This is a genomic window from Chitinophaga sp. Cy-1792 (genome assembly GCF_011752935.1).
Taxonomy (GTDB): Bacteria; Bacteroidota; Bacteroidia; order Chitinophagales; family Chitinophagaceae; genus Chitinophaga.
In genome coordinates this window covers 990,825-1,011,267 of the sequence record NZ_VWWO01000002.1, presented here as the reverse complement: position 1 = coordinate 1,011,267, position 20,443 = coordinate 990,825, and the positions used below count along the sequence as shown (strand labels likewise).

The following is a 20,443-nucleotide window of genomic DNA, read 5'->3' as shown; positions in this document are numbered from 1 at the left end:
GATTTTAGAGGTTAAGGGAAAAGCCGCCGGTGATAGTTCTGGAAGGTGGAACACTGGACCTATCCCGTGTTTCAGGGTCCATACCCGGGTAGCTGGTGATGGTGAAAATATTTTGTGCCCGTACAAAAACGCGGCAGCCGGCCATATGCATTCTCTTCATCATTGCATCAGGGAGGCTATAGCTGAGAGCGATGTTACGCAGCCGGAGATAGGAGGCATTTATCCATGCGGCATCAGACGAACCAATAGAGGTACCGTTGGAATTGCTATAGGCGGGATAGGCGGCGATATCACCAGGTTTCTGCCAGTGGTCGTGCAGGGCAGCTACCGGCAGGTTACCAAATGCTCCTGGCACCACTATGAAGGGATTTTCCCCGATCTGACGCTTGTAATCGAAGAACAGGTCAAGGTTCCAGCCTTTATAGGTAAGTCCGGTGCCCATACCACCGTAGTATTTAGGATTTTTATCCAGTACGATGTAGCGGTCGTCGTTGCCGGTGCCCGGAGGTACGCCACCATTGGAGATTGCCTGACCATCCTTGTTATGATCTTCAAAAGTGTAGCGCCCTGTTTGAGGGTCCACTCCGAGGTAATGCAGCACATATTCCGCACTCAGGGACTGTCCTACGCGGTAAAGGGTATAGTACGGCGACTCCTCAATACCCGGATAAGATACCAGTCTGTTTTTATTGGTAGCGATATTAAAGTTGATGGTCCAGCGGAGATCTTTTTTCTCCACCAGTGTGGCGCGGAGGGTGCCTTCCCATCCGGTGTTGGCAACTACGGCAGCCCAGTTGGCGGTAACGATGCTGAAACCGGTATAAGACGGAGTAGGGATGGCAGTTACCTGGTCGCCGGAACGGTAGTTATAATAGGCCGCTTCCAGGTTGATACGGTCTTGCAGGAGGCTGATATTAAAGGCAGCTTCATATTTTTTATTCGACTCCCAGTGGTATTGCTGGTTCATGGCATGTATAGGCACCAGCGGCTGTACACCGTCGTACGGATATAACGGCGTGCCGCTAAGCTTCACCGCCCATTGCGACAGGTAGGCATAGTCTCCGATGGAGCCATCGCTACCTGTGATACCGTAACTGGTACGCAGTTTCATGAAGCTCACCCATTCCGGCAGAACTGCCTTCATCCATGGCTCTTCCGAGAGGTTCCATGCCAGGCCCACCGAGCCGAAGTTACCGAACTGACTTCCCGGCGCAAACCTGGAAGAGCCGTCTCTCCTGCCATTCAGGTTAATGATATATTTATTGTCCCAGTTATAATTGATACGTGCAAAAGCACCGGCATATTTATAACGGGCATAGTTTTCAGCAGTTTGCTGGATCAGTGCATTGTTGATGCTTTTGAGCATATTATCATCGGTGTAGCCTAAACCGAAGGAGGTTACTGCATCGGTGATCGTAGACTGTAAGCTACCACCCACCTGTATTTTCAGGTCGCCCTTGCCGATGTAGCGGGTATAGGCGATCTGCGGTTCTATGATCCAGTTGGTATTTTTTGTGGTGCCGAAGTTGGCCATACCTGTTGGATTCAACAGCGGATTCTGGGAAGCAATAGGTACGATATAGCTGGTATTGGCAGCCATATTCGTAAAGCCTGCGGTAGTAGACAGCGTAAGTCCTTTTACCAGTTCATAGTTGATACCCAGGTTGGTGCTGAACTGGTTAGTTTCCATCGCATTTGTCTGCAACAGGTAACCAAACGGGAAGTCACTGCCGTTATTGCTGGCATTCCATTCGTCCCAGTTGAGTTCTCCTTTGCTGTTATATATCCCTGGCGCATTCGGCGGCAGGTTTAAAATATTTGGATTGGCGGAGATGGCATCTACATGTGTATAGGAATATTGTGTTCCGAGGTTAACGGACAGTTTCTGGTTCTGGCTGCGGTGGCCCAGGTTGGCGCTTAAAGACGCCTGCTTACTGGACCCGCTCTGGCTCAGTACATCTACCTGACGACTGTAGTTACCGCCAATACGGAAAGTATTGCTGGCATCTCCGCCTGACAAGCTGGTGCTGACGGTTGTCTGGCTACCTGTTCCCAGAATCGTTTTCTGCCAGTCGGTATAACGGGTAGTATCCCAAACCGTAATATCGGCAGCATTGGCAGGAGTAGGTGTGACGCCATCATTCTTGAAAGCCTCTTTTCTCATCTGCACATACTGCTGTGTATTCAGCATTTTCCTGTAATGAGGAATATCTATATAACCCTGGTTAACATCGAAGCCGAAACTTGTTTTGCCAGGCTTACCTTTTTTGGTAGTGATGAGGATAACACCATTTGCGGCGCGGGAGCCGTAGATAGCGGTAGCATCTGCATCTTTGAGCACTTCAATACTTTCGATATCGCGTGGGTTCATGCTAAAGAGCGGGCTTTGTCCATTTGTTGCGGTCATGCCGGCTTGCATATATCCGGCGCTGACACCATCAGGATGATATACATCCGGGAGGTCGAGTACTGTCAGGGGCACACCATCGATCACATAGAGCGGATCGCCGATAAAATTGGAACCAAGGGAGTTGCGTCCTCTTATTTCCACTTTCACCGGGGCACTGGCATAGCCGCTGGTTTGGGTGATGAGTAACCCGGGTACCTGCCCTTGCAAGGCCAGCAGCGGGTTCAGTACGGGTTGTCTTTCTATTTCCTTTGCAGTGATCCTGGAGATATTACCTGTGGCCAGTCGCTTACTGGTGATACCATAGGCCTGTACCACTGCCTGGTCCAGCTCGCTGGTGGCGGGTTCCAGCTTCACGTTGAAGATGGTTCTCAGGCGTGCAACGGAAACCGAAGTTTTCTGAAAACCGATGCTGGTGAAGGTGATGATATCGTCTTCATTGACGTTCTTCAGTGTAAACAAACCTTTTTCATCTGTTTGGGTGCCTTTGCCGCTGGCGGCGATTACTGCGGTAACACCGATGAGTGGAGTGGTGCTTTTGTTGTCAGATACCACACCCGAGACATCGCGCGTGGGCGCTTTGTCTTCGGGGGTAGCATGCTGCATGTCATCCGTTTTCCGGATCACCACAATGGTAGTACCTACGATACTATATTTCAGTGGTAATCCGGCAAAGAGGGATTTCAGGAAAGTAGCTATTGGCTGGTTTCTGGCATTTACGGAAACGGATACAGTGACGTCTATCTGGTCCGGATTAAATATCACGACGTAGCCGGACTGTTTTTTAATCTCTGCAAACACCTGTTGCAGCGTAGCTTTCTTGCTGCTGTAGGTGATTGTTTGTGCTCCTGCCTTCAGGGAAATTCCCAGGCAGAAGACCATCAGCAGCATGACGGTCAGCCTTTTAAATGGCCGGTGGCAGGCTGTTGACCGTGTGCGAATAGTTGATGCTGGATTCATGGTAATTCTGGTTGATGAAAATAATTTGTTTTAGTATGGACAAAGCTCCGCCTGTAGCTTTTCAGCCTGTACCGGGTATCATGCCGGTACTGATAATTTCAGATGATTGGAATAGCAGTAATAAACTGTTTGTTGGCGAATAACAGCAAGGCTACCCCTATAGCTTTACAGCTTTAATGCAACATAAGCGCGATGGCCATAGCCATTAAATGTTCAAAAAATCAGGTATGGTACACATGACAATAAATGTTACGGCATAATAATCAGTTTGCGTCCTTCGAGCCGGTAATGCACGCCCATAGTACTTAGTATGGTCAGGGCGTCGTTGAGTCCGAGGTCTCTTTTAATCTCACCGCTGAAAGGAATATGTGGCACGCCATGTTCATATACCACCTCTACATCGTACCATCGGGCCAGCTGCCGGAGTACTTCGTCGAGGGCGGTATGATCAAAGCGAAACAGTCCATCCTTCCAGGCAACGACCATTTCTGTATCTGCGTTGCTGGCCACATTCAGCTGATCGTTGCTGACAACAGCCTGTTGTCCGGGCTTCAGCACTGCTGAAGCGTTCTGATGTATCATCCTTACACTTCCCTGTAATAAGGTGGTACGAATAGTTGGTTCGTCGGTATATGCGTTTACGTTAAATGCTGTTCCTAATACTTCTATGGTGGCTTTACCATCTACATCTACTACAAATGGTTGCTCTGCCTGTTGTTTAATATCAAAATAGGCTTCTCCGCTGATTTTCACCGTACGGTTCTTCCCATGGAAGGCCGTAGGATAGGTAATTGCAGATCCTGCATTCAGCCATACGGCGGTACCATCGGGCAGCATCAGGCGGTATTGTCCGCCTTTAGGTGTGGAGAGCGTATGCAGCTCTGTATTGCCGGCATGCCCGTTATAGTCCAGCTCCCCTTTATTATTGGCAACCTGAAGGCCGTTTTGCTGTACGATATTACCATAGGCACTATCGAGTTGTATCTGTTTACCATCGGGCAGCGTGAGGACGGCATGGTTGCCGGGAACGACCAGTGGCTGATTAGCTGCCAGCGGCGCCTTACTTTTCTGCGGCTTCATCAGCCAAATAGCGGAACCTATCAGCAGCAGCACCGCTGCGGCCGCGGCATATGGCTGCCAGCGTCTGCGTATAGGCACTACCGGAGTAGCGGTACTGTCCATCAGCTTAGCCAGGATACGTTCCGTGCCTCCCGGCAGTAAAGCAGGCGGCTCCCCGAAAGATTGGCGGTATACCGCTTCCAGTGCAGCTTCCATTTCTGCATTATCTGTTCCAGGATTTTCCCTGAGCCATGCAAACAGCGCTTCACTATCGGCCTCCGTAATGGTGCCGGCCAGAAATTGCTCCAACAACACTTTAACAGGAAAATTATTTGGCTCCATATCTATAAGACTAATGAATAAAACAAATGGGTGGATGGATTTAAAAAAAATCTGAAAATTCTTATTTCAGCGCTACCAGCAGCAGTAGCAACCCGATATCACCATGGGCCAGGAGGTAGTCCCGTATTGACTTTACGGCCAGCGACAGGTGTTGTTTGAAGGTATTCCGGGAGATATTCATCATGGCGGCGGCTTCTTCATAGCTCCTGCCCTGCTGCCGGCAAAGGATGAAAGCCTCGCGGCGCTGGGGCGGCAAACTGTCGATCGCCTGCTGCAGCAAGGCCTCATATTGCCTGGATTCCACGGTATCCATCAGCGACTGCTCATTGATGCCCAGCGTAAGGCGATGCGTAATTTCATCGCGGATGGTATCATATAAGGCAATGCGGTTGAGTTGTGTGAGGGCAGTATTGCGCGCCAGCCGGTAAAGGTAGCTGTCAAAAGATTTTTTGATATCCAGCTGGGCCCTGACTTCCCAGACTTTCAGAAATACGTCGTGGACCAGGTCTTCCGTAAAGGCCGGATTCCTGGTAAATTTTACCAGGTAATTATATATACCTGCGTGGTATTGCTGGTATATCGCTGTGAATGCCTCCCGGTTGCCGAGGGCTAATTGCTGCAGTAAATCCTGTTCATTCATCCCTATATTGCTATCAGCCCCTTTTACTGATGCACCAGTAAAATTAATATTAATTGTTAAAAATCATAGTAGCAGAGAGGATGGGTGGTTATCCTGACGGACAAATACAGGTATATCTCTGTAAAAATATTAATAAAATACCTGATAAGTCAGCTGGACCGATTTGCCAAATCTTTGAGCCAATTCACCAAGGATCGGGTTTAGACATGCTGTTATTTTGTTCTGTTAATGATATGGGTATAAGGACAGGTTTATCAGGATGTACTACAATCGCTCAGTCAACATTTTTGCTTAAATTAGCTGCCTGTTGAATGATGCATTGCATCAAAGTTTCCATCCTTTCCCTGCTTCCATACTGTTACCTGCACAACATGTGCAACGCGGACCACAACAGCAATCTTTTGAGATAATGATTTTAGACTATAAGAAAATAGAACTCTTTGGGAAAACACTATTACAAAAAGTGGAAGTAAAACCACCTTTCGAATATGCATTTCCCGTGGCTGAACAGGCTTGCTTTTTATATATGTTAAAAGGTGAGATGACCTATCAATCAGGAGATGACCATTTAGAAATTCCTGCTAACCATTCTTTACTGCTCAACTGTTTAAACTCCGGTAAACAAATACACGGCACCATTCCGGGCAGTGCCGGTGAAATCATCATCGTTACTTTCCATCCGGATATATTAAGAAAAGTTTACGACAAGGAAATTCCGTATATCTTTCAGCCCGGCCATCAGGCAACCTACCTGTCAAGGGGAAAGGTTAACAATGACTTTCTGATTCAAAAATATATTGAAGGATTACTCTTCTATTTTGAAAATCCATTTCTCGTCAATGATGAAATTTTAATTTTGAAATTGAAAGAAATCATTCTGTTACTATCGCAGACACAACAAGCGGAGACTATACGGGTAATTCTCTCTCAACTGTTCTCCACTACCACCTATACTTTTAAACAGATTATCGAAGCCAATATTTTCCTACCTGTTAATATAGATGAGCTGGCAGCGAAAACCAATTTGAGCTTATCCTCTTTTAAGCGGGAGTTTAAGAAATTATATAATGACTCACCCGCTAATTATATAAAAAATAAAAGACTGGAAAGAGCAGCAGAATTGCTGGTAGCCACAGCGCAACGTATTACCGACATTGCCTTTGAATGTGGATTTAATGACATCGCCAATTTCACGAAAAGCTTTCATGACAAATATGGCCATTCACCTACCAACTACAGAATGCATCATATGAAGTAAGTGTAACATTGCATGTACCAAACCCCTTTAAACATAAATGTTTAAAGGGGTTTTCTTTTTGAGCCGGATTATCAAATCATTGAACCAATCTGCCAAATACCTTCCCGGTTTGTATTGCAATTTTGCAATATCAAATCATTTAAAAATCAATTTATGGGACTGTCACATTTAGGTATTTTTCATACCATCATAGGCGTTGCAGCGATAATTTCCGCAGTTATCTCTTTAGTAAAAACAGCAAAAATAGATCTCTCCCTACTCACCGGTAAAATCTACTTTTATTGTACACTCATTACCTCGCTCACTGCCCTGGGGTTGTCTAGTATTAAAGGGGTGAATCCGGGTCATATACTGGCATTACTGATTGTAGTCCTGATATCCGCTGCTTATTACCTTCACACAAAAAAACAAGGCAGCAACAGGGCCCGTTTTTTTGAAAACTTCTTTCTTTCATTCAGTTTCTTCCTGTCATTAATTCCTACCGTTAATGAAACCCTTACCAGGGTACCGGTTGGACATCCAATAGCACAGGGCCCGACAGATCCATTGATTGGTAAAACACTATTATCTTTACTTATTCTATTTATTATTGGTGCTATTTTACAATTCCGGAAGCAAAAAAGCATCAATAATTATGCATAAGTTCCCGTATAATTAATGGCTGATAAGAGACCGCCAACAGGAAATATCCCGTGCGGTCTTTTTCTATTTTACATACCGTTATTCCTCCAGAACTACAGCAGTAAATCTTGTTGAAACCCCCGACATTTAACCGTGAAAACACGCCGGAACATTGCGCTAAAACCACCATTGTAAAACCAGCGGGCTCATGGTACTTTTAGCATTACTAAGTCCTTCCCTTTTTATATGAAAGCTACTTCTTCGCTCAACACCGTTAAGGTGCCTGACATTTCTCTGCCTGCTGCCGGCGGTACAGTGAGGGCCGCAGATGAGCACTACCACACCAATGCCTATACCGGCAACGCAGGTTTTTCCATCCCCATACCGTTACCTGCTTCGCGGGCACTAACTCCTTCCCTGGATATCGGCTACAGTTCAGCAGCGGGTGATGGTATACTGGGTATGGGCTTTCATCTCAACGAATCCTGCATCAGCATAAAAACCAATAGGGCCTATCCCCGCTATAACAACGAAGACATATATACGCTTGATGATACAGAACTGGTGTTTGCCGGCACGGCCACCATCACAGAAAATGGTGTACTGGTAACAGTAGATACCTACCTGGAAAGGTTTCAGACTACCTTTAGCCTGATTCAGCGATACAGTTCCCAAAATAATACTTACTGGAAGGTTACCTTCAATGACAATTCCTCCATCATTTACGGTGACACCCCGGCGTCCCGCATTGCAGACCCTCAGCATCCCGACCACATCTTTGCCTGGTATGCCGCCAGACATACAGATGCCGTCGGAAATATGATACAATACACCTACACACAGCTGGACCCACAGGATGCCAATATCTATATGACCGGTATTGCCTATGGCAATTACCACCAGCCGGGACAAGATGATATTTTTGCGTTTAAAGCCTGGATAGATTACGGCCAGCTGGATGTACAGCTTAATGAGAACAGCCTTCTGTTTACAGCAGCTTCGAAAATACCAGCTAAGCGCACAGACATCAACTGTAATTACCGTGCAGGTTTTGCCGTTTATACGCAGTTCCTGGTAAAGCATATCATAGTAGTACACGATTTCCCGGATGAACCTACCGCCGGACAAAACTGCATCACCGCACTGTGGCAGATGGATTATACTGCCGTTAAAGATGCGGCGGCCTGCACTACACTGAAAAGCGTTACGGAATATGGCGCCATCAGGACCAAAGAAAATGAATACCAATTAAAGGCACTTCCACCGATATTACTGGATTTCAGCACCTTCGGCCAGCAACAGCTGACATTCACCCCGATTATGGACGACAAGGGGGCCATATTCAATCAGCCATTGCACCTGCTGGACCTTCACCGCGACGGGCTTCCAGGACTGCTCTACCGGAATGCAGACACCCTCTACTTTTACAGGGCAAAAGGGAATGGTGTTTATGAAGTCCCGAAAGATAGTCTCACTGCGCCCAACGGCTTTGCCGACCCTTCCCTGCCCATGCAGGTTGTTTCCCTGGAAGGCAACGGCCAGTTTCAACTGGAATACAGCAACGATCATTATAGCGGCTACTATGCCCAGAATGAACAGGGACAATGGCAACCCTTTACGGCTATGCCGAAGATAAGTCTGGATAACATGGCCGGCTATACGGAGCGGCTGGACTTCAGTGGCACCAGTCGCGCAGATGAATTGCTTATCACGCCAAAGGCATTACACTACCGTGCGTCGCTGGGGCTCGAAGGTATGAGTACCGACCTTCAGTCCCTGGAGAATATCCACGCTGTAGAACAGGAACAACTCCCCGACCCTTACATATATTATGGCTTCGAAAATATTTTCGGTGATGGCATGAACCATCGGGTGAAGATCACCGGCAACACGCTGACGGTATGGCCCTGTTTAGGTTATGGCCGTTTCGGTGCGCCCATTACGCAGTCATTGCCAATAACCGCCGGGTACCACATTAACCTGCAACAACGGCTACTAATGGCGGATGTCAGCGGTTCCGGCACAAGTGATATCGTTTATATTTTTAGAGACAGGATCACTGTTTGTTTCAACCACGGCGGACTGGCGTTTTCTACGCCGCAGGAATTTACTTTTCAAAATGGGCTGGAATGGACAGATACAGACCAGATCCGGTTTACTGCCATCACCGGGAAAGGTAATATTTGTATGGTATTGTCTAAATTGAGCCCCCATACTTATGATGGCAATTTCAGGGATCTCGCACATTATTTTTATGAATTTAATGGTAAAACAGATGATTTTTGCCACAAACCTTTCCTTTTAAGCAGGATATCCGGTAACGCCCTGACGCATGATATCCGGTATAAAAGCTCCCTGCAATATTCGCTGGTCGAGCCATGGTATACCAGGCTGCCCTTCCCGGTCATAGTAGTGGCGGAAGAACAAACAACAGACCTGGTCACCGGCACCAGTTACGGCGTTGCCTATAGTTACCGCGATGGCTATTATGATCCGGTATCGCATGGATTTTTCGGGTTTGGCAGCACTACCAGAAAAGATATTACAACAGATACTCCGGGCACGCTGACAAAAACCTGGTTTCACCTGGGTAATGGCCTGGACGAAGACAAGATGAAGGCGCAGTTTTTTAATGGCGGTAACGACTACCAACTTATCCCCGCTAGCATTACTGAGGAGAAAGATTTAACTGCCCTGTCGGGAAAAATACTGCATGAAGAAGCATATGGCCTCGATGACATGAGCTGCCCTTTCACCGCCGAAAGCAGCAGCTGGCAGCTGATCTGCACGCAGCCAGCCACAAAGGCCACCAAGGCTGTATACCGCAGCTATGATTGTCAGGCGGTCTCCTTCAATTACGAAAGACGTGCAGACGACCCGCTGATTCACCATGCATGCATATTACTGGCCGATCAATATACACATACGCTTTGCAGTGCCAGTCTGACCTACCCGCGACGTACCCCACTGATCCCTGAACAGGCCATACAATACTGTACCGGTAATGCCTATACGTTAAAAAACCAGGATACCGCAGGATTACCGCGCCGGATAGGTGTACCGTTACGCGTTGAGTCGTTTGAAATCACCGGTATCCCACCTGCTGCTGACGGTATTTATCGCTACGAAGCGCTGCAGCAGCAACTAGTCGATGACAAAGGATTTCTGCACCGGCTGCCGCCTTCAGGAATACCAGGAGATACAACGGCCGCCCGCCTCCTCTCCTGCGACCACCAATACTATTGGGCCGACGAAAAACAATTGGCCGTATGGCAGGAAGACATGCCACTGCCCGCCGTTTTACTGGAGCAATACACCGCCACCCTAGCCTTTGATGATACGGATATCAATAAAATACTACCAGGCAACGGACACCCCGAAGAACTCTCAACAGCGGGCTTCTGGCGGGATAACGCCGGCCTCTGGTGGACTCGTACTGCGCGTGCTACCTATGAAGCGTTACCTGGTTTCTGCCTGCTAAAACAACTGCAATATGATTGGGTCGATATAACAGATACACTTTATACATCTACCCAAATCACCCATGATATATATTTCCTGCACGCAATTGCCAGCAGTCAGTGGCTGAATAAAGAGATATCGCTCACTACCCGCGCTACGATTGATTACCGGGTAATGCAGCCTTACCGGATCACAGATATCAACGGCAATTACAACGAGGCACTGTTCGATGCCCGCGGCGAAATCATTGCCACCGCTTCCATCGATAAATCTCGTAAAAGCGGCGACCAACCGCTGCAAGACTTTAAACAGCAACCGGTCACTGATCCCGGCGATGTGATGGCCCATCCACTGCATTACCTGCAAGGTGCTGCCAGCTTTGTGTATTATCAGTTTGCCACTCAGCATAATGGCCAGTGGCTGCCCGGCTTTACCATGGTCCTTTCCCGCACGGAATACAAGTCTGCCGAAGATACTACCGTACAACGGGCGGTATCCTATTCGGATGGACTGGGCCGGCACCTGGAAACTAAAGCCTTTAAAGGAGAAACGGGCGCCATGTGGATGACTTCCGGCCGTGTAACCTATGATTCAGCAGGAAACGTTAAGGAGCAATACCTGGGTTATTTCAGCGACAGCTGGACTTACAACGCAGACTGGGATGGCAGGATTCTGCCCACACCGGCAAAATTCACCTATGATGCTACCGGCAGACTGCTATCCACCCTTACGCCTAAAGGGTTTATAACCGCCAGCCAGGTGCTGAATGCATGGGAAAGCAGGGATTATGATGAAAATGATACTATTCTCGAATCGCCTTATTATAAAAGTGGTGCGTGGAATAACAATCCGCAGGAGAAAGACGCTGTTACAAAAGCGGTAGCCTGTTACAATACGCCAGCGACCATTGTGTCGGATGGATTAGGAAGAGCCATTTTAAGTATTGCGGATAATACTTCTGGTAAAACCTCCCCTATCAACTGGCAGCAAACGAGGCTGGGGGCCGCAGAGATTAACGCCGCAGCTCCCGCCCTGGAAGTCAGCCGGCAGTCGTTTGATATACTGGGAAGATTGCTGTGGCAGCAGGATGCACGTTTCACCGAACAAAATAATGCTACCTATAATATTGAACATATTTATCCCGTAAGCACCGGGCTTTTCTACACCAATAGCAGCGACAGTGGTATCACCTACGGCTATACGAATGTGCATGGTCTGAAGCATTCTCAATGGGATGCATTGGGTATCAAACATACAGTTGCCTACGACAACCTGCAACGCCAGGTAAGTATTACGGTGCAGACGCCCGCGGGGTATAGTCCTGCAGTAAATCAGCCAGTAGATATTAAAATCTATGGAGAGCATCATCCGGCAGCGATGGAAGCGAACATGATGGGGACTTTATGGAAGCATTACAACGACGGCGGACTTTCCTACGTAGATGCCCTGACGTTTGATCATTTCGCGGTAAATGAGCATTTCCGTTTCAAAAAAGATTATAAACAGGCGTCTGACTGGCATACACTCTCTGATGACATGCTGGAAGCGGAAGTCTTCACCACCGTTAACACCCATGATGCAGCGGGGAAGCTACTATCGAGTACAGCGCCTGATGGTACGGTCAGCAGCTGGGCCTATAGTACGCTGGGGTATTGCCGGAAATCGGGGGTACAGGTACAGGGCACAGGTAGTATACAGCCTGTTTTAACTAATGTACAGGTAGATGCCAATGGTTTGCTCACCCATATTAGTTATGCGAATAATATTCTTACCCAACAGCAACATGATCCGCTGACGCTGGAAGTGGCCGGCATTCAATGTACGCGCAATGGAACGCTGATACAGGATTTGCAGCTCTGGCATGATCCTGCGGGGCATGTTACCTCCGCATTGAATGCGCAGCAGCAATCTGTCTTCTTTAATAATCAGCAGGTAAATCCGGTATTCTCCTGGACCTACGATGCCGTTTATCGTTTACGCATTGCCACCGGTCGACTACAACTACAAAAAGGCTCCCTGGCATCACTGGAGCAGTACACAGAAAACTATCAATACGATAAAAGCGATAACCTCACGCAGCTTAAACGTACCTGCGCCAATGGTTTTACGCGACAATTTACGATCGCGGACAAATCTAACCGTATTACCGGTTTAACTATTGGTAAGGAAAATTTCACGATAGCGTATAACGCTGCCGGCTATATGAAAAATACGGCAGATACAAATAGCAGTACCCTTAGCTGGAATATAACCGGCAACGTCAGCTCCGCCACAGTTGTAGCCAGGGAAGATGGTCTGGCAGACGCAGAGTATTACGTGTACAGCAATGGTATCCGGGTAAGAAAAGTGACAGAGAAATATGACGCTGACGGAAAACTGCTCACCCTTACGGATAAACGATATACCGGCACCTACCAACGCACTACCAGCACTACCGGTAATACAATGCACAGCATATCCATTGGTGGCGCCAGTCAGCGGGATTGCCTGCTGCAGTATTTTACGGTGCCAGCTACTACAAAGATCACTGCTCCGGCGATATATCGTTTTCAGCAGGTAGAAAATATTACTGTATTTTCTATGGAAACAAATATAGACGGAGGCCTGATTAGCTACGAAGAGTACAATCCTTTCGGAGAAACCGTTTACAGCTACGATCCTGCGCACCTGGACAGCACCCGTGAATATCGATATTCCCAGCAGGAAAAAGATCTGTTCACCGGGCTGTATTACTATGGCTATCGTTACTATGCGCCATGGCTATGCCGCTGGACACGCCCTGATCCTGCCGGCCCCGTTGATGGACTCAATCTTTATGCGTTTGTGAGCAATGACCCGGTGGGAAATATTGATGTGCTGGGATTTGCCACCCAAAACAAAACAAAAAAAAGAAATGCGAAGAGGCAACCTGCTAAAAACGCCGGCAGAAAAGGAAAAACAACTACTGCGCGTAGTACTAAAAAACCAGTTACCGCCGCAGTAATGCAACAAAGGATAGTGGCGGAGCAGCAAGGAACAGTGCCTAAAAAGCCTAAACGAAAATTCGTCAAGCCTCCCACACGCTCACTACGACTCAAAGCAATAGAAACGAAAGAACGGGCAGCAGCAATAGCGACAGCCCAAGGCCTTACCGGCTATGACAGAATCGTTGCTAAAGTTACTGAACGCGAGATACTAAAAACAGACAACGGCGACTTTGGCCAACTCATCAAAAGAAAAATGAAGGATCAGAAAGGGATTAATGAAAGTTTAGTTAATACTACAGAAATAGATGAGGTAACGAATCTGATAGATTTCAATAAGGAATTTTATTCACACAATATTACAATAGATAACAATACGGGCAGAAAAATCTTCTATGCCTATGGAAAAATTTTTCCTGCAGCCCAAATAAAGGCCGATAGACAGCCCATTGACAAACAAATGCCGCCCAACCTGAATACTGAAATACATGACCGCGGACACCTGATCTGGCAAAGTGGCAATAAACATGAAGAGATTGACACAGAAACAAACCTGATCGCCGAAAATTCAAAAGTAAACCAGTTTACCAAGACAGCATATGAAAGAAGAACACAAAAGCGGGCAAGTAAGTACGAGGTACATCATCTGTCTATTCCTCAATGGGACGCAAATAATAATGTTACTGGGGTTTACCATTTCTCTTTTGCGAACAGAAAATTCCGTGAAGGTATTTACATCGCTAACCCACAAAGAAAACTATTATTCCACCGATAAACAGATAAAGATATCCATCTACCCAAAAAGCATTCAAATAGCATTATATGTCAAAAGCATTTAACGAAGAAGTCAGTTACATGACCTTATTTCCTGAAACCACTTTCAACAACATTACACCAGCCTACAGCATGTATGGGCCTGACGCCTATCTCCTGTACCTGATATATACCGTGGTGGACCCCAAAAAAATAGCACCACTCATTGATGTACTTGCCCTGTTGAAAAGAAGGCCGGACATCGCGCAACTGCAACTCAACGAAGACACCACCAACAGCGTAAAGCCTTACCTGCAGGGCGTCATCAATTCATTACTCGCGCACCTCGTTAGTCCTGCTGCTTTAGACAACTGGCAAACGATCCCGCAACAGCATCCTTCCTGGCAGCAGGCTGCCGCCGGAAAGAATTCCTTTGTGCCCTACAACCGCCCGGTAACCGGCATACGGGCAGGCCTGAACGCACTGGGCCTATCGCTGCATGAACTGGCCTACCACTTTGCAGCAGATGGATATAATAGCCCTGCCGCCGTGTACGCAGAACTGGGACTAACGGCAACGGATATATACATCCTCTGCAATCCCGATACCGGTCTGGATACATGGGGACCGGCCACGATTACACCTGACCAGCTGATGATGTGTACCGGCCTCAGCTCGGACCAGTTGCTCCAACTGGTATATAATGGCTATCTCAACACCGATACCAAAAGCCTGGAGCAGTTATTTATTAACTACAATACCGCCGGCTCTCCCCCGTTGCAATACCAGCCACAAAAGCAGCCGGGCGAGCAGGGAACGTTTCTGAATATCTCTGTTGAACGTTTGCTACGCATCCGTATGTTCCTGCTGCTGGCAGACAAAACCGGATGGGACTTTAAAACCCTGAATGAAGTACTACTGCAAACAGGTACTAAAAACTTTACCACCGCCGATATAGACAAACAACTGCAACCACTCTTTCAGTACCATTTTATTTCCAAAGTACTGCATAAACAATTCAGGTATATACTACCAGGAAACACCGCCCTCACATCCTATCCCGGCCTGATCGCGCAGCTGGTACATATCGCCGCCGGCCTCGATATCAACGTGGTGCAACTGAAGCAATACCTGGACATCCAGCATATTCAACAGCCTGATATAACGGTTATCTACCAGTTATGCCTCTTACAAAAGCAACTCACGGATGCCGGCAGTTCACTGGCTACCTACATCCCGGCATTCATTGATGCCAGTAATGCCGAAGCGAAGTTCGACGCATTTGATAAGTGGTTCACGGTATTGCAGACATCTTTACAGGAACTGACGGTAACGTACAATGCCAATACTACCGATTTGCCCGCATTGATGTTTAAGTATTGGATACATGAATTGTCTGTTTACTGGGGCGTGAATGAAGATATCACCTATAATCTCTTTGCCGGTTATATATCAAAAACTGGTATTCCGGAATATGCGGCTGTCAATGGAATTTTTAGTAATAGCCATCTGCCTGCTGATATCACCAAAGCAAAAACCTTCCTGGAAGCATGGCTGCCTTATGTATTCATGGCTGATCGGTTTAAAGCAGATACCGGTGTAGTGTATACTTTCAGCGGAAAACTGGCAACGGAGCAGCCAGTGCAGGATACGCCACCTGCATACAGCGTAGACCATATACTGCCGTTATTATATTTACAGGAAGTATATACGCAGACCATTGCAGAGAAACGCACCGCACTGCTGGCGCTGATGCAGCAGACATCACTCACTGCAAAAGAAATGCTGACATCCTTACCAGCCATTACCTCCTGGCAGGAAGCAGATATACAATCGCTCTTCACCGCATGGAATATCGCAGACAGTACCGGCGGCATAGCCTGTATCCACCTGCTTTCCAGACTGGCGACATGTTTCAGGATATCTACCACTGCTGCTTTGTCAGCGGCTACCATCAATGGTTACCTGCATGCCGTTACCAGCAATGATTTTACACAACTGGCCAATATTGCCACTGCCTTCGAATCCTATCTTACCGGCCTGGCAGCAAAAAACACTGTTCTCCAGAACGCCTTGCGGCAGCAACAGGGCGCATGGCTGGAAAAAGACAGGAATATACTTGTGCCCATTGTATTATGGAGCCTGCATACTGCATGGCCCGATATTGCCTCCTGGGAGCATGTATCTGACTATTTCCTGAACGATGTTTCCGCCGGTGGTGCATTGGACATCGCGCCGGTAAGGGAAGCAACGGATGTTGCTCAGTCATACCTGCAACGCTGCCGCAATGGTCAGGAACAGGTGCAGGCCAAAGCATTACAGACCATCACCGCTGAAGAATGGGCTCAGCTGCTGGATTATAGGATATGGCAGGCAGAACAGAAGCTATTGCATTATCCGCAGCAATATTTTCAGATAGATAACAGAACAGATGCCACTCCTGTATTTAATAATTTTAAAAATCATTTGCAGCAACAGGATGTAGATAATACAGTAGCACAGGAAGCCATCGGGTTTTATATAGATGAATGGCTGAAGCTCAGTGACAAAACAATTGTAGATGCCTACTATTATTTACGGGAGCGCGATCAGCAATTTATGATCACCTTCCTGGCAAAAAGCAATACTGCCCATCAGCAGTATTATTATCTCGAAGTGGTAGCCACCAATAATGAGCTGAAAAATCCTACACCATGGATAGCCGTGGATATTAACATACCTGCATCACAAGCCAGTATTATCTATATCTACAATAAATATTTCATCTTCTGGTCTGTATTAAGTACCAAAACAGACACTGATCCCGGTTCTAAAGAAAATAAGAAATATCATCTTCATACCGCTACTATTAACTATATCACGCAGGATACACGTGGCAACTGGCAATCACCGGCTACATGGGACAGCTTCCCGTTTGACCTGGACCTGGAAGATGCCCAAAGTACAAGCCGCGTATTACTGATGAATACAAACGCAGGCCTCACCCCGCTAAAATCCTTCCTCACACCAGATCAGCCATACTGGCAGAAGCCGGTGCCACTATGCATCAACAATACGCTTTACGTATATCTGTCGCCGTTAATTCCGTTACGTACCAATCTGGATACGTCGATGAAAGTGCCTGCAACAATGATATCGTCCGCCTATTATGATTTTTGTAAAATAGTGGCCGATGCGTGGCCAAAACAAGCAGCCATTGTCTTTCCGCCGCGCTACATGAGTGCAGCTGGCATCATCAGCGAACGGGTAGCTCCGCAGATATTGAAAACTACGGACAATATATACCTGTTTCCATGGGAACAAAATGGTATACTTGCGGGAGTTGCCTCCTACCCGCGCTTTTCACTGTTTGATGTACTGAAAAGCTGCACCAGCACATTTTATCTTGCTGATGAATTTTACAAGGAAGGCAGCGATATACTCAATACCCTGCCACAGTCGGGCAATGGCCATGGCAGCAACTGGGTACTATACAGTGTACAGGCTATCCGTGGCATGCAGGCCATGCTCGCCAATACAAACCTGGGCAGTATCCTTATCTCAGGAACCTTAGGCAAGGAACCTATGGTATTCGGTGTAGATCAGTATAATAACGCCGGCGTTGGAAATACCTTTGCTGTGGCGACTTTCAACATGGTCACCATCAGCAATCTGTTCCCGCAGCTATATGAGCAGTACTTCCGGGTACATGGACTAAAAGCTTCGCTGGATACCACATTACAGGCAGCACCATTAGCTACTGACGCGGTGTATGATTACAGTAATTATCGTACAGGCCATAACGTTATTCTTCCTGCTATTAAAAATGCTACCCAGCTACTTTTCAGCGGCACCGATGGTTTCTATGCAACCGAATTGTTTTTCTATGCGCCGGCACTGATAGCGCAGTACCTGCGAAACAACCTGTGGAATGAAGCCGCCATGAACTGGTACCGCTATATCTTCAATCCGCTGGCCGGTAATGCCAACCCACAGCAAGCCTGGCAGTTCTATCCATTCTTTAGTTCCACAGACAATACTTTTACCCATGAGAAAAAATGGGTAGTAGAACAATATATCCGTAATGTGCTGGAATGGGGAGATAATGAATTCCGCCAGGAAACGTGGGAAAGTCTGAGTATGGCCACACAGCTGTATTTCGAAGCCACCGACCTGCTGGGCACCGCTCCTGCCATACTGGACCTCCTCTATGGCTACCGTGGCGGAAACCGTTGTGCCAATACGATAGGCCCGGATAAAATGCAGTACTTTTTCAGCTGGCAACAGGATGAGAATTTAAGTGGCCTCTGGAGCCTCGTGGATGACAGACTACACAAGCTACGCAACGGATTGAATATAGATGGCCAGCAGGAACATCCATCTGAATACGGTACTCCACTGAACCCTGGCAGACTGAAACTCGCCATGCAGCATGGAGGCATCAACCCATATGACGACAGTAACCTGAAGACAAATACGGGCATTTACCGGTTCAGGGAATTGCTGCCGGTAACAGCATCCGTGATAGAAATGGCCGCCGGCTTTGGTAATCAGCTCCTGGGAATATTACAGCAACATGATGGAGAAAAGCTGCAGCTATTACAGGCTACCCATCAGCTGAACATGGAAAATTTCATTGTGCAGAATTATCAGGCGCAGATAGATGCTGCCGAAGCAGAAATACTGGGCTTACAGGCCAGTCTGGATAAGGCACAATATGAGCAGCAACATTACCGTAATCTCATCCTTAAAGGACTGATACCACAGGAGGCAACAGCACTCCAGGAGATGCAGACAGCCATGCAGTTGCAGGAAAGTGCTGCCGCACTGCGGGAAGGTGCTACCATCGCACATTTGATCCCCACCATTTTCGGATTTGCGGATGGCGGCTCACATCCTGGTTCTGCCATTGATTCCGCCGCCCAGATACTAACGGAAACGGCTACTGTAAAAGACCACCTGGGCGGCCTTACCAGCACCAAGGCAGGTTATACACGCCGGACTGAAGAATGGACTTTCAACGAATCTGATGTAGCCTTTACCGTGGCGCAGTTAACAGCAGATATAACGGCCGCGAATAAACGCTTACTGACAGCACAGGCAGGACTACAGCAACAACAGCTGGCCGTCACGCAAAGCAGGGAAATGCTGGATTATTTGCATAAAAAATTCACCAACGGAGATTTATATGGTTGGATGAGCGGACAGTTATCCAGCCTGTATTTTAAAGTGTACCAGCTGGCGCTGGCGGCATTGCACCGGCTACAGGCGGCCTATGCCTATGAACTGAACGATCAAAGCAATTTCATACCGGCTAATTCCTGGAACAGCCTGCGTAAAGGACTGCTGGCTGCCGACACACTGAAGCTGGCCGTGGCCCGCCTGAATGCCGCCTACCTGAATAATAACAAACGCAGGCAGGAAGCCGAAATAATGATCTCCCTGAAACAACGCTACGCTGCATTATTCACGCAATTCCAGCAAACAGGGAAAATCGATTTTAAAATCCTAAAGGATAATACCTGGATTAATAACAGTGGTACACTTAAAATTCATGCCATTTCTGTTTCTATTCCTGCTGTTATCAGTCCGTATGAGGTATTTAACGCGACATTCAAAAATAACGGCTTAAACGAGCAGATAATTATCTCCAGGGGCATTGATGACATGGGCATCTTCCCGGATGAATTCAGCGACGGCCGTTATCTCCCCTTTGAAGGACTCACCGTTCCGGGGGCAGATACAGACCCCAACGCATCCTGGTCGCTGACAATACCTGATGCAGACCTCGCAAAACGTATATCCGATGTCGTTATTACGATAAAATACAAGGCATTTTAATACAAAAGACAGGATGTCAAAAGTTTGTTTGACGGGCGCCAGCCCACCGCGCGCAGCGCGGAACAAAACAACCGATACCGAAGGTATCGGTTGCAAATCCGGCAAACATAATCTGTAATGGAATTACTTTTGACACCCTGTCTTTTCTACCTATACTT

At 47.3% G+C, this 20,443-nt stretch carries 7 protein-coding genes; 4 read left to right on the top strand and 3 right to left on the bottom strand.

The genetic code is table 11. The features are described from left to right. Positions 1 to 4 precede the first annotated feature (4 nt). The 3 genes from F3J22_RS18245 to F3J22_RS18235 form a co-directional block, all read right to left on the bottom strand. On the bottom strand, positions 5 to 3,367 hold the full coding sequence (locus tag F3J22_RS18245) for a SusC/RagA family TonB-linked outer membrane protein (protein WP_167019379.1): 3,363 nt from the start codon (positions 3,365 to 3,367) through the stop codon (positions 5 to 7). A 249-nt stretch (positions 3,368 to 3,616) separates the two neighbouring features. Further along, positions 3,617 to 4,768, bottom strand: a complete 1,152-nt coding sequence (locus F3J22_RS18240; RefSeq protein ID WP_167019378.1) for a FecR family protein — start codon at positions 4,766 to 4,768, stop codon at positions 3,617 to 3,619. Between the two features lie 61 nt (positions 4,769 to 4,829). Further along, positions 4,830 to 5,408, bottom strand: a complete 579-nt coding sequence (locus tag F3J22_RS18235) for an RNA polymerase sigma factor (protein ID WP_167019377.1) — start codon at positions 5,406 to 5,408, stop codon at positions 4,830 to 4,832. Positions 5,409 to 5,715: 307 nt separating this feature from the next. Here F3J22_RS18235 and F3J22_RS18230 point away from each other — a divergent pair, with 307 nt between their 5' ends. The 4 genes from F3J22_RS18230 (at position 5,716) to F3J22_RS18215 (ending at position 20,285) form a co-directional block, all read left to right on the top strand. After that, positions 5,716 to 6,666 (top strand): AraC family transcriptional regulator, encoded by a 951-nt coding sequence (locus F3J22_RS18230; protein WP_240155124.1) that lies wholly within the window; start codon positions 5,716 to 5,718, stop codon positions 6,664 to 6,666. Positions 6,667 to 6,819: 153 nt separating this feature from the next. Beyond that, positions 6,820 to 7,308: a hypothetical protein gene (locus F3J22_RS18225; protein ID WP_167019376.1), complete on the top strand. Its 489-nt coding sequence runs from the start codon at positions 6,820 to 6,822 to the stop codon at positions 7,306 to 7,308. A gap of 225 nt (positions 7,309 to 7,533) precedes the next feature. Continuing rightward, on the top strand, positions 7,534 to 14,487 hold the full coding sequence (locus F3J22_RS18220; RefSeq protein WP_167019375.1) for a SpvB/TcaC N-terminal domain-containing protein: 6,954 nt from the start codon (positions 7,534 to 7,536) through the stop codon (positions 14,485 to 14,487). A gap of 47 nt (positions 14,488 to 14,534) precedes the next feature. Further along, on the top strand, positions 14,535 to 20,285 hold the full coding sequence (locus F3J22_RS18215) for a neuraminidase-like domain-containing protein (protein ID WP_167019374.1): 5,751 nt from the start codon (positions 14,535 to 14,537) through the stop codon (positions 20,283 to 20,285). The last annotated feature ends 158 nt before the right edge of the window (positions 20,286 to 20,443 follow it).

Excerpts from the sequence above, each read along its gene's own strand:
- F3J22_RS18215 (WP_167019374.1), top strand. The coding sequence starts at position 14,535 with ATGTCAAAAGCATTTAACGAAGAAGTCAGTTACATGACCTTATTTCCT.
- F3J22_RS18225 (WP_167019376.1), top strand. The coding sequence starts at position 6,820 with ATGGGACTGTCACATTTAGGTATTTTTCATACCATCATAGGCGTTGCA.
- F3J22_RS18220 (WP_167019375.1), top strand. The coding sequence starts at position 7,534 with ATGAAAGCTACTTCTTCGCTCAACACCGTTAAGGTGCCTGACATTTCT.
- F3J22_RS18235 (WP_167019377.1), bottom strand. The coding sequence starts at position 5,408 with ATGAATGAACAGGATTTACTGCAGCAATTAGCCCTCGGCAACCGGGAG.
- F3J22_RS18240 (WP_167019378.1), bottom strand. The coding sequence starts at position 4,768 with ATGGAGCCAAATAATTTTCCTGTTAAAGTGTTGTTGGAGCAATTTCTG.
- F3J22_RS18245 (WP_167019379.1), bottom strand. The coding sequence starts at position 3,367 with ATGAATCCAGCATCAACTATTCGCACACGGTCAACAGCCTGCCACCGG.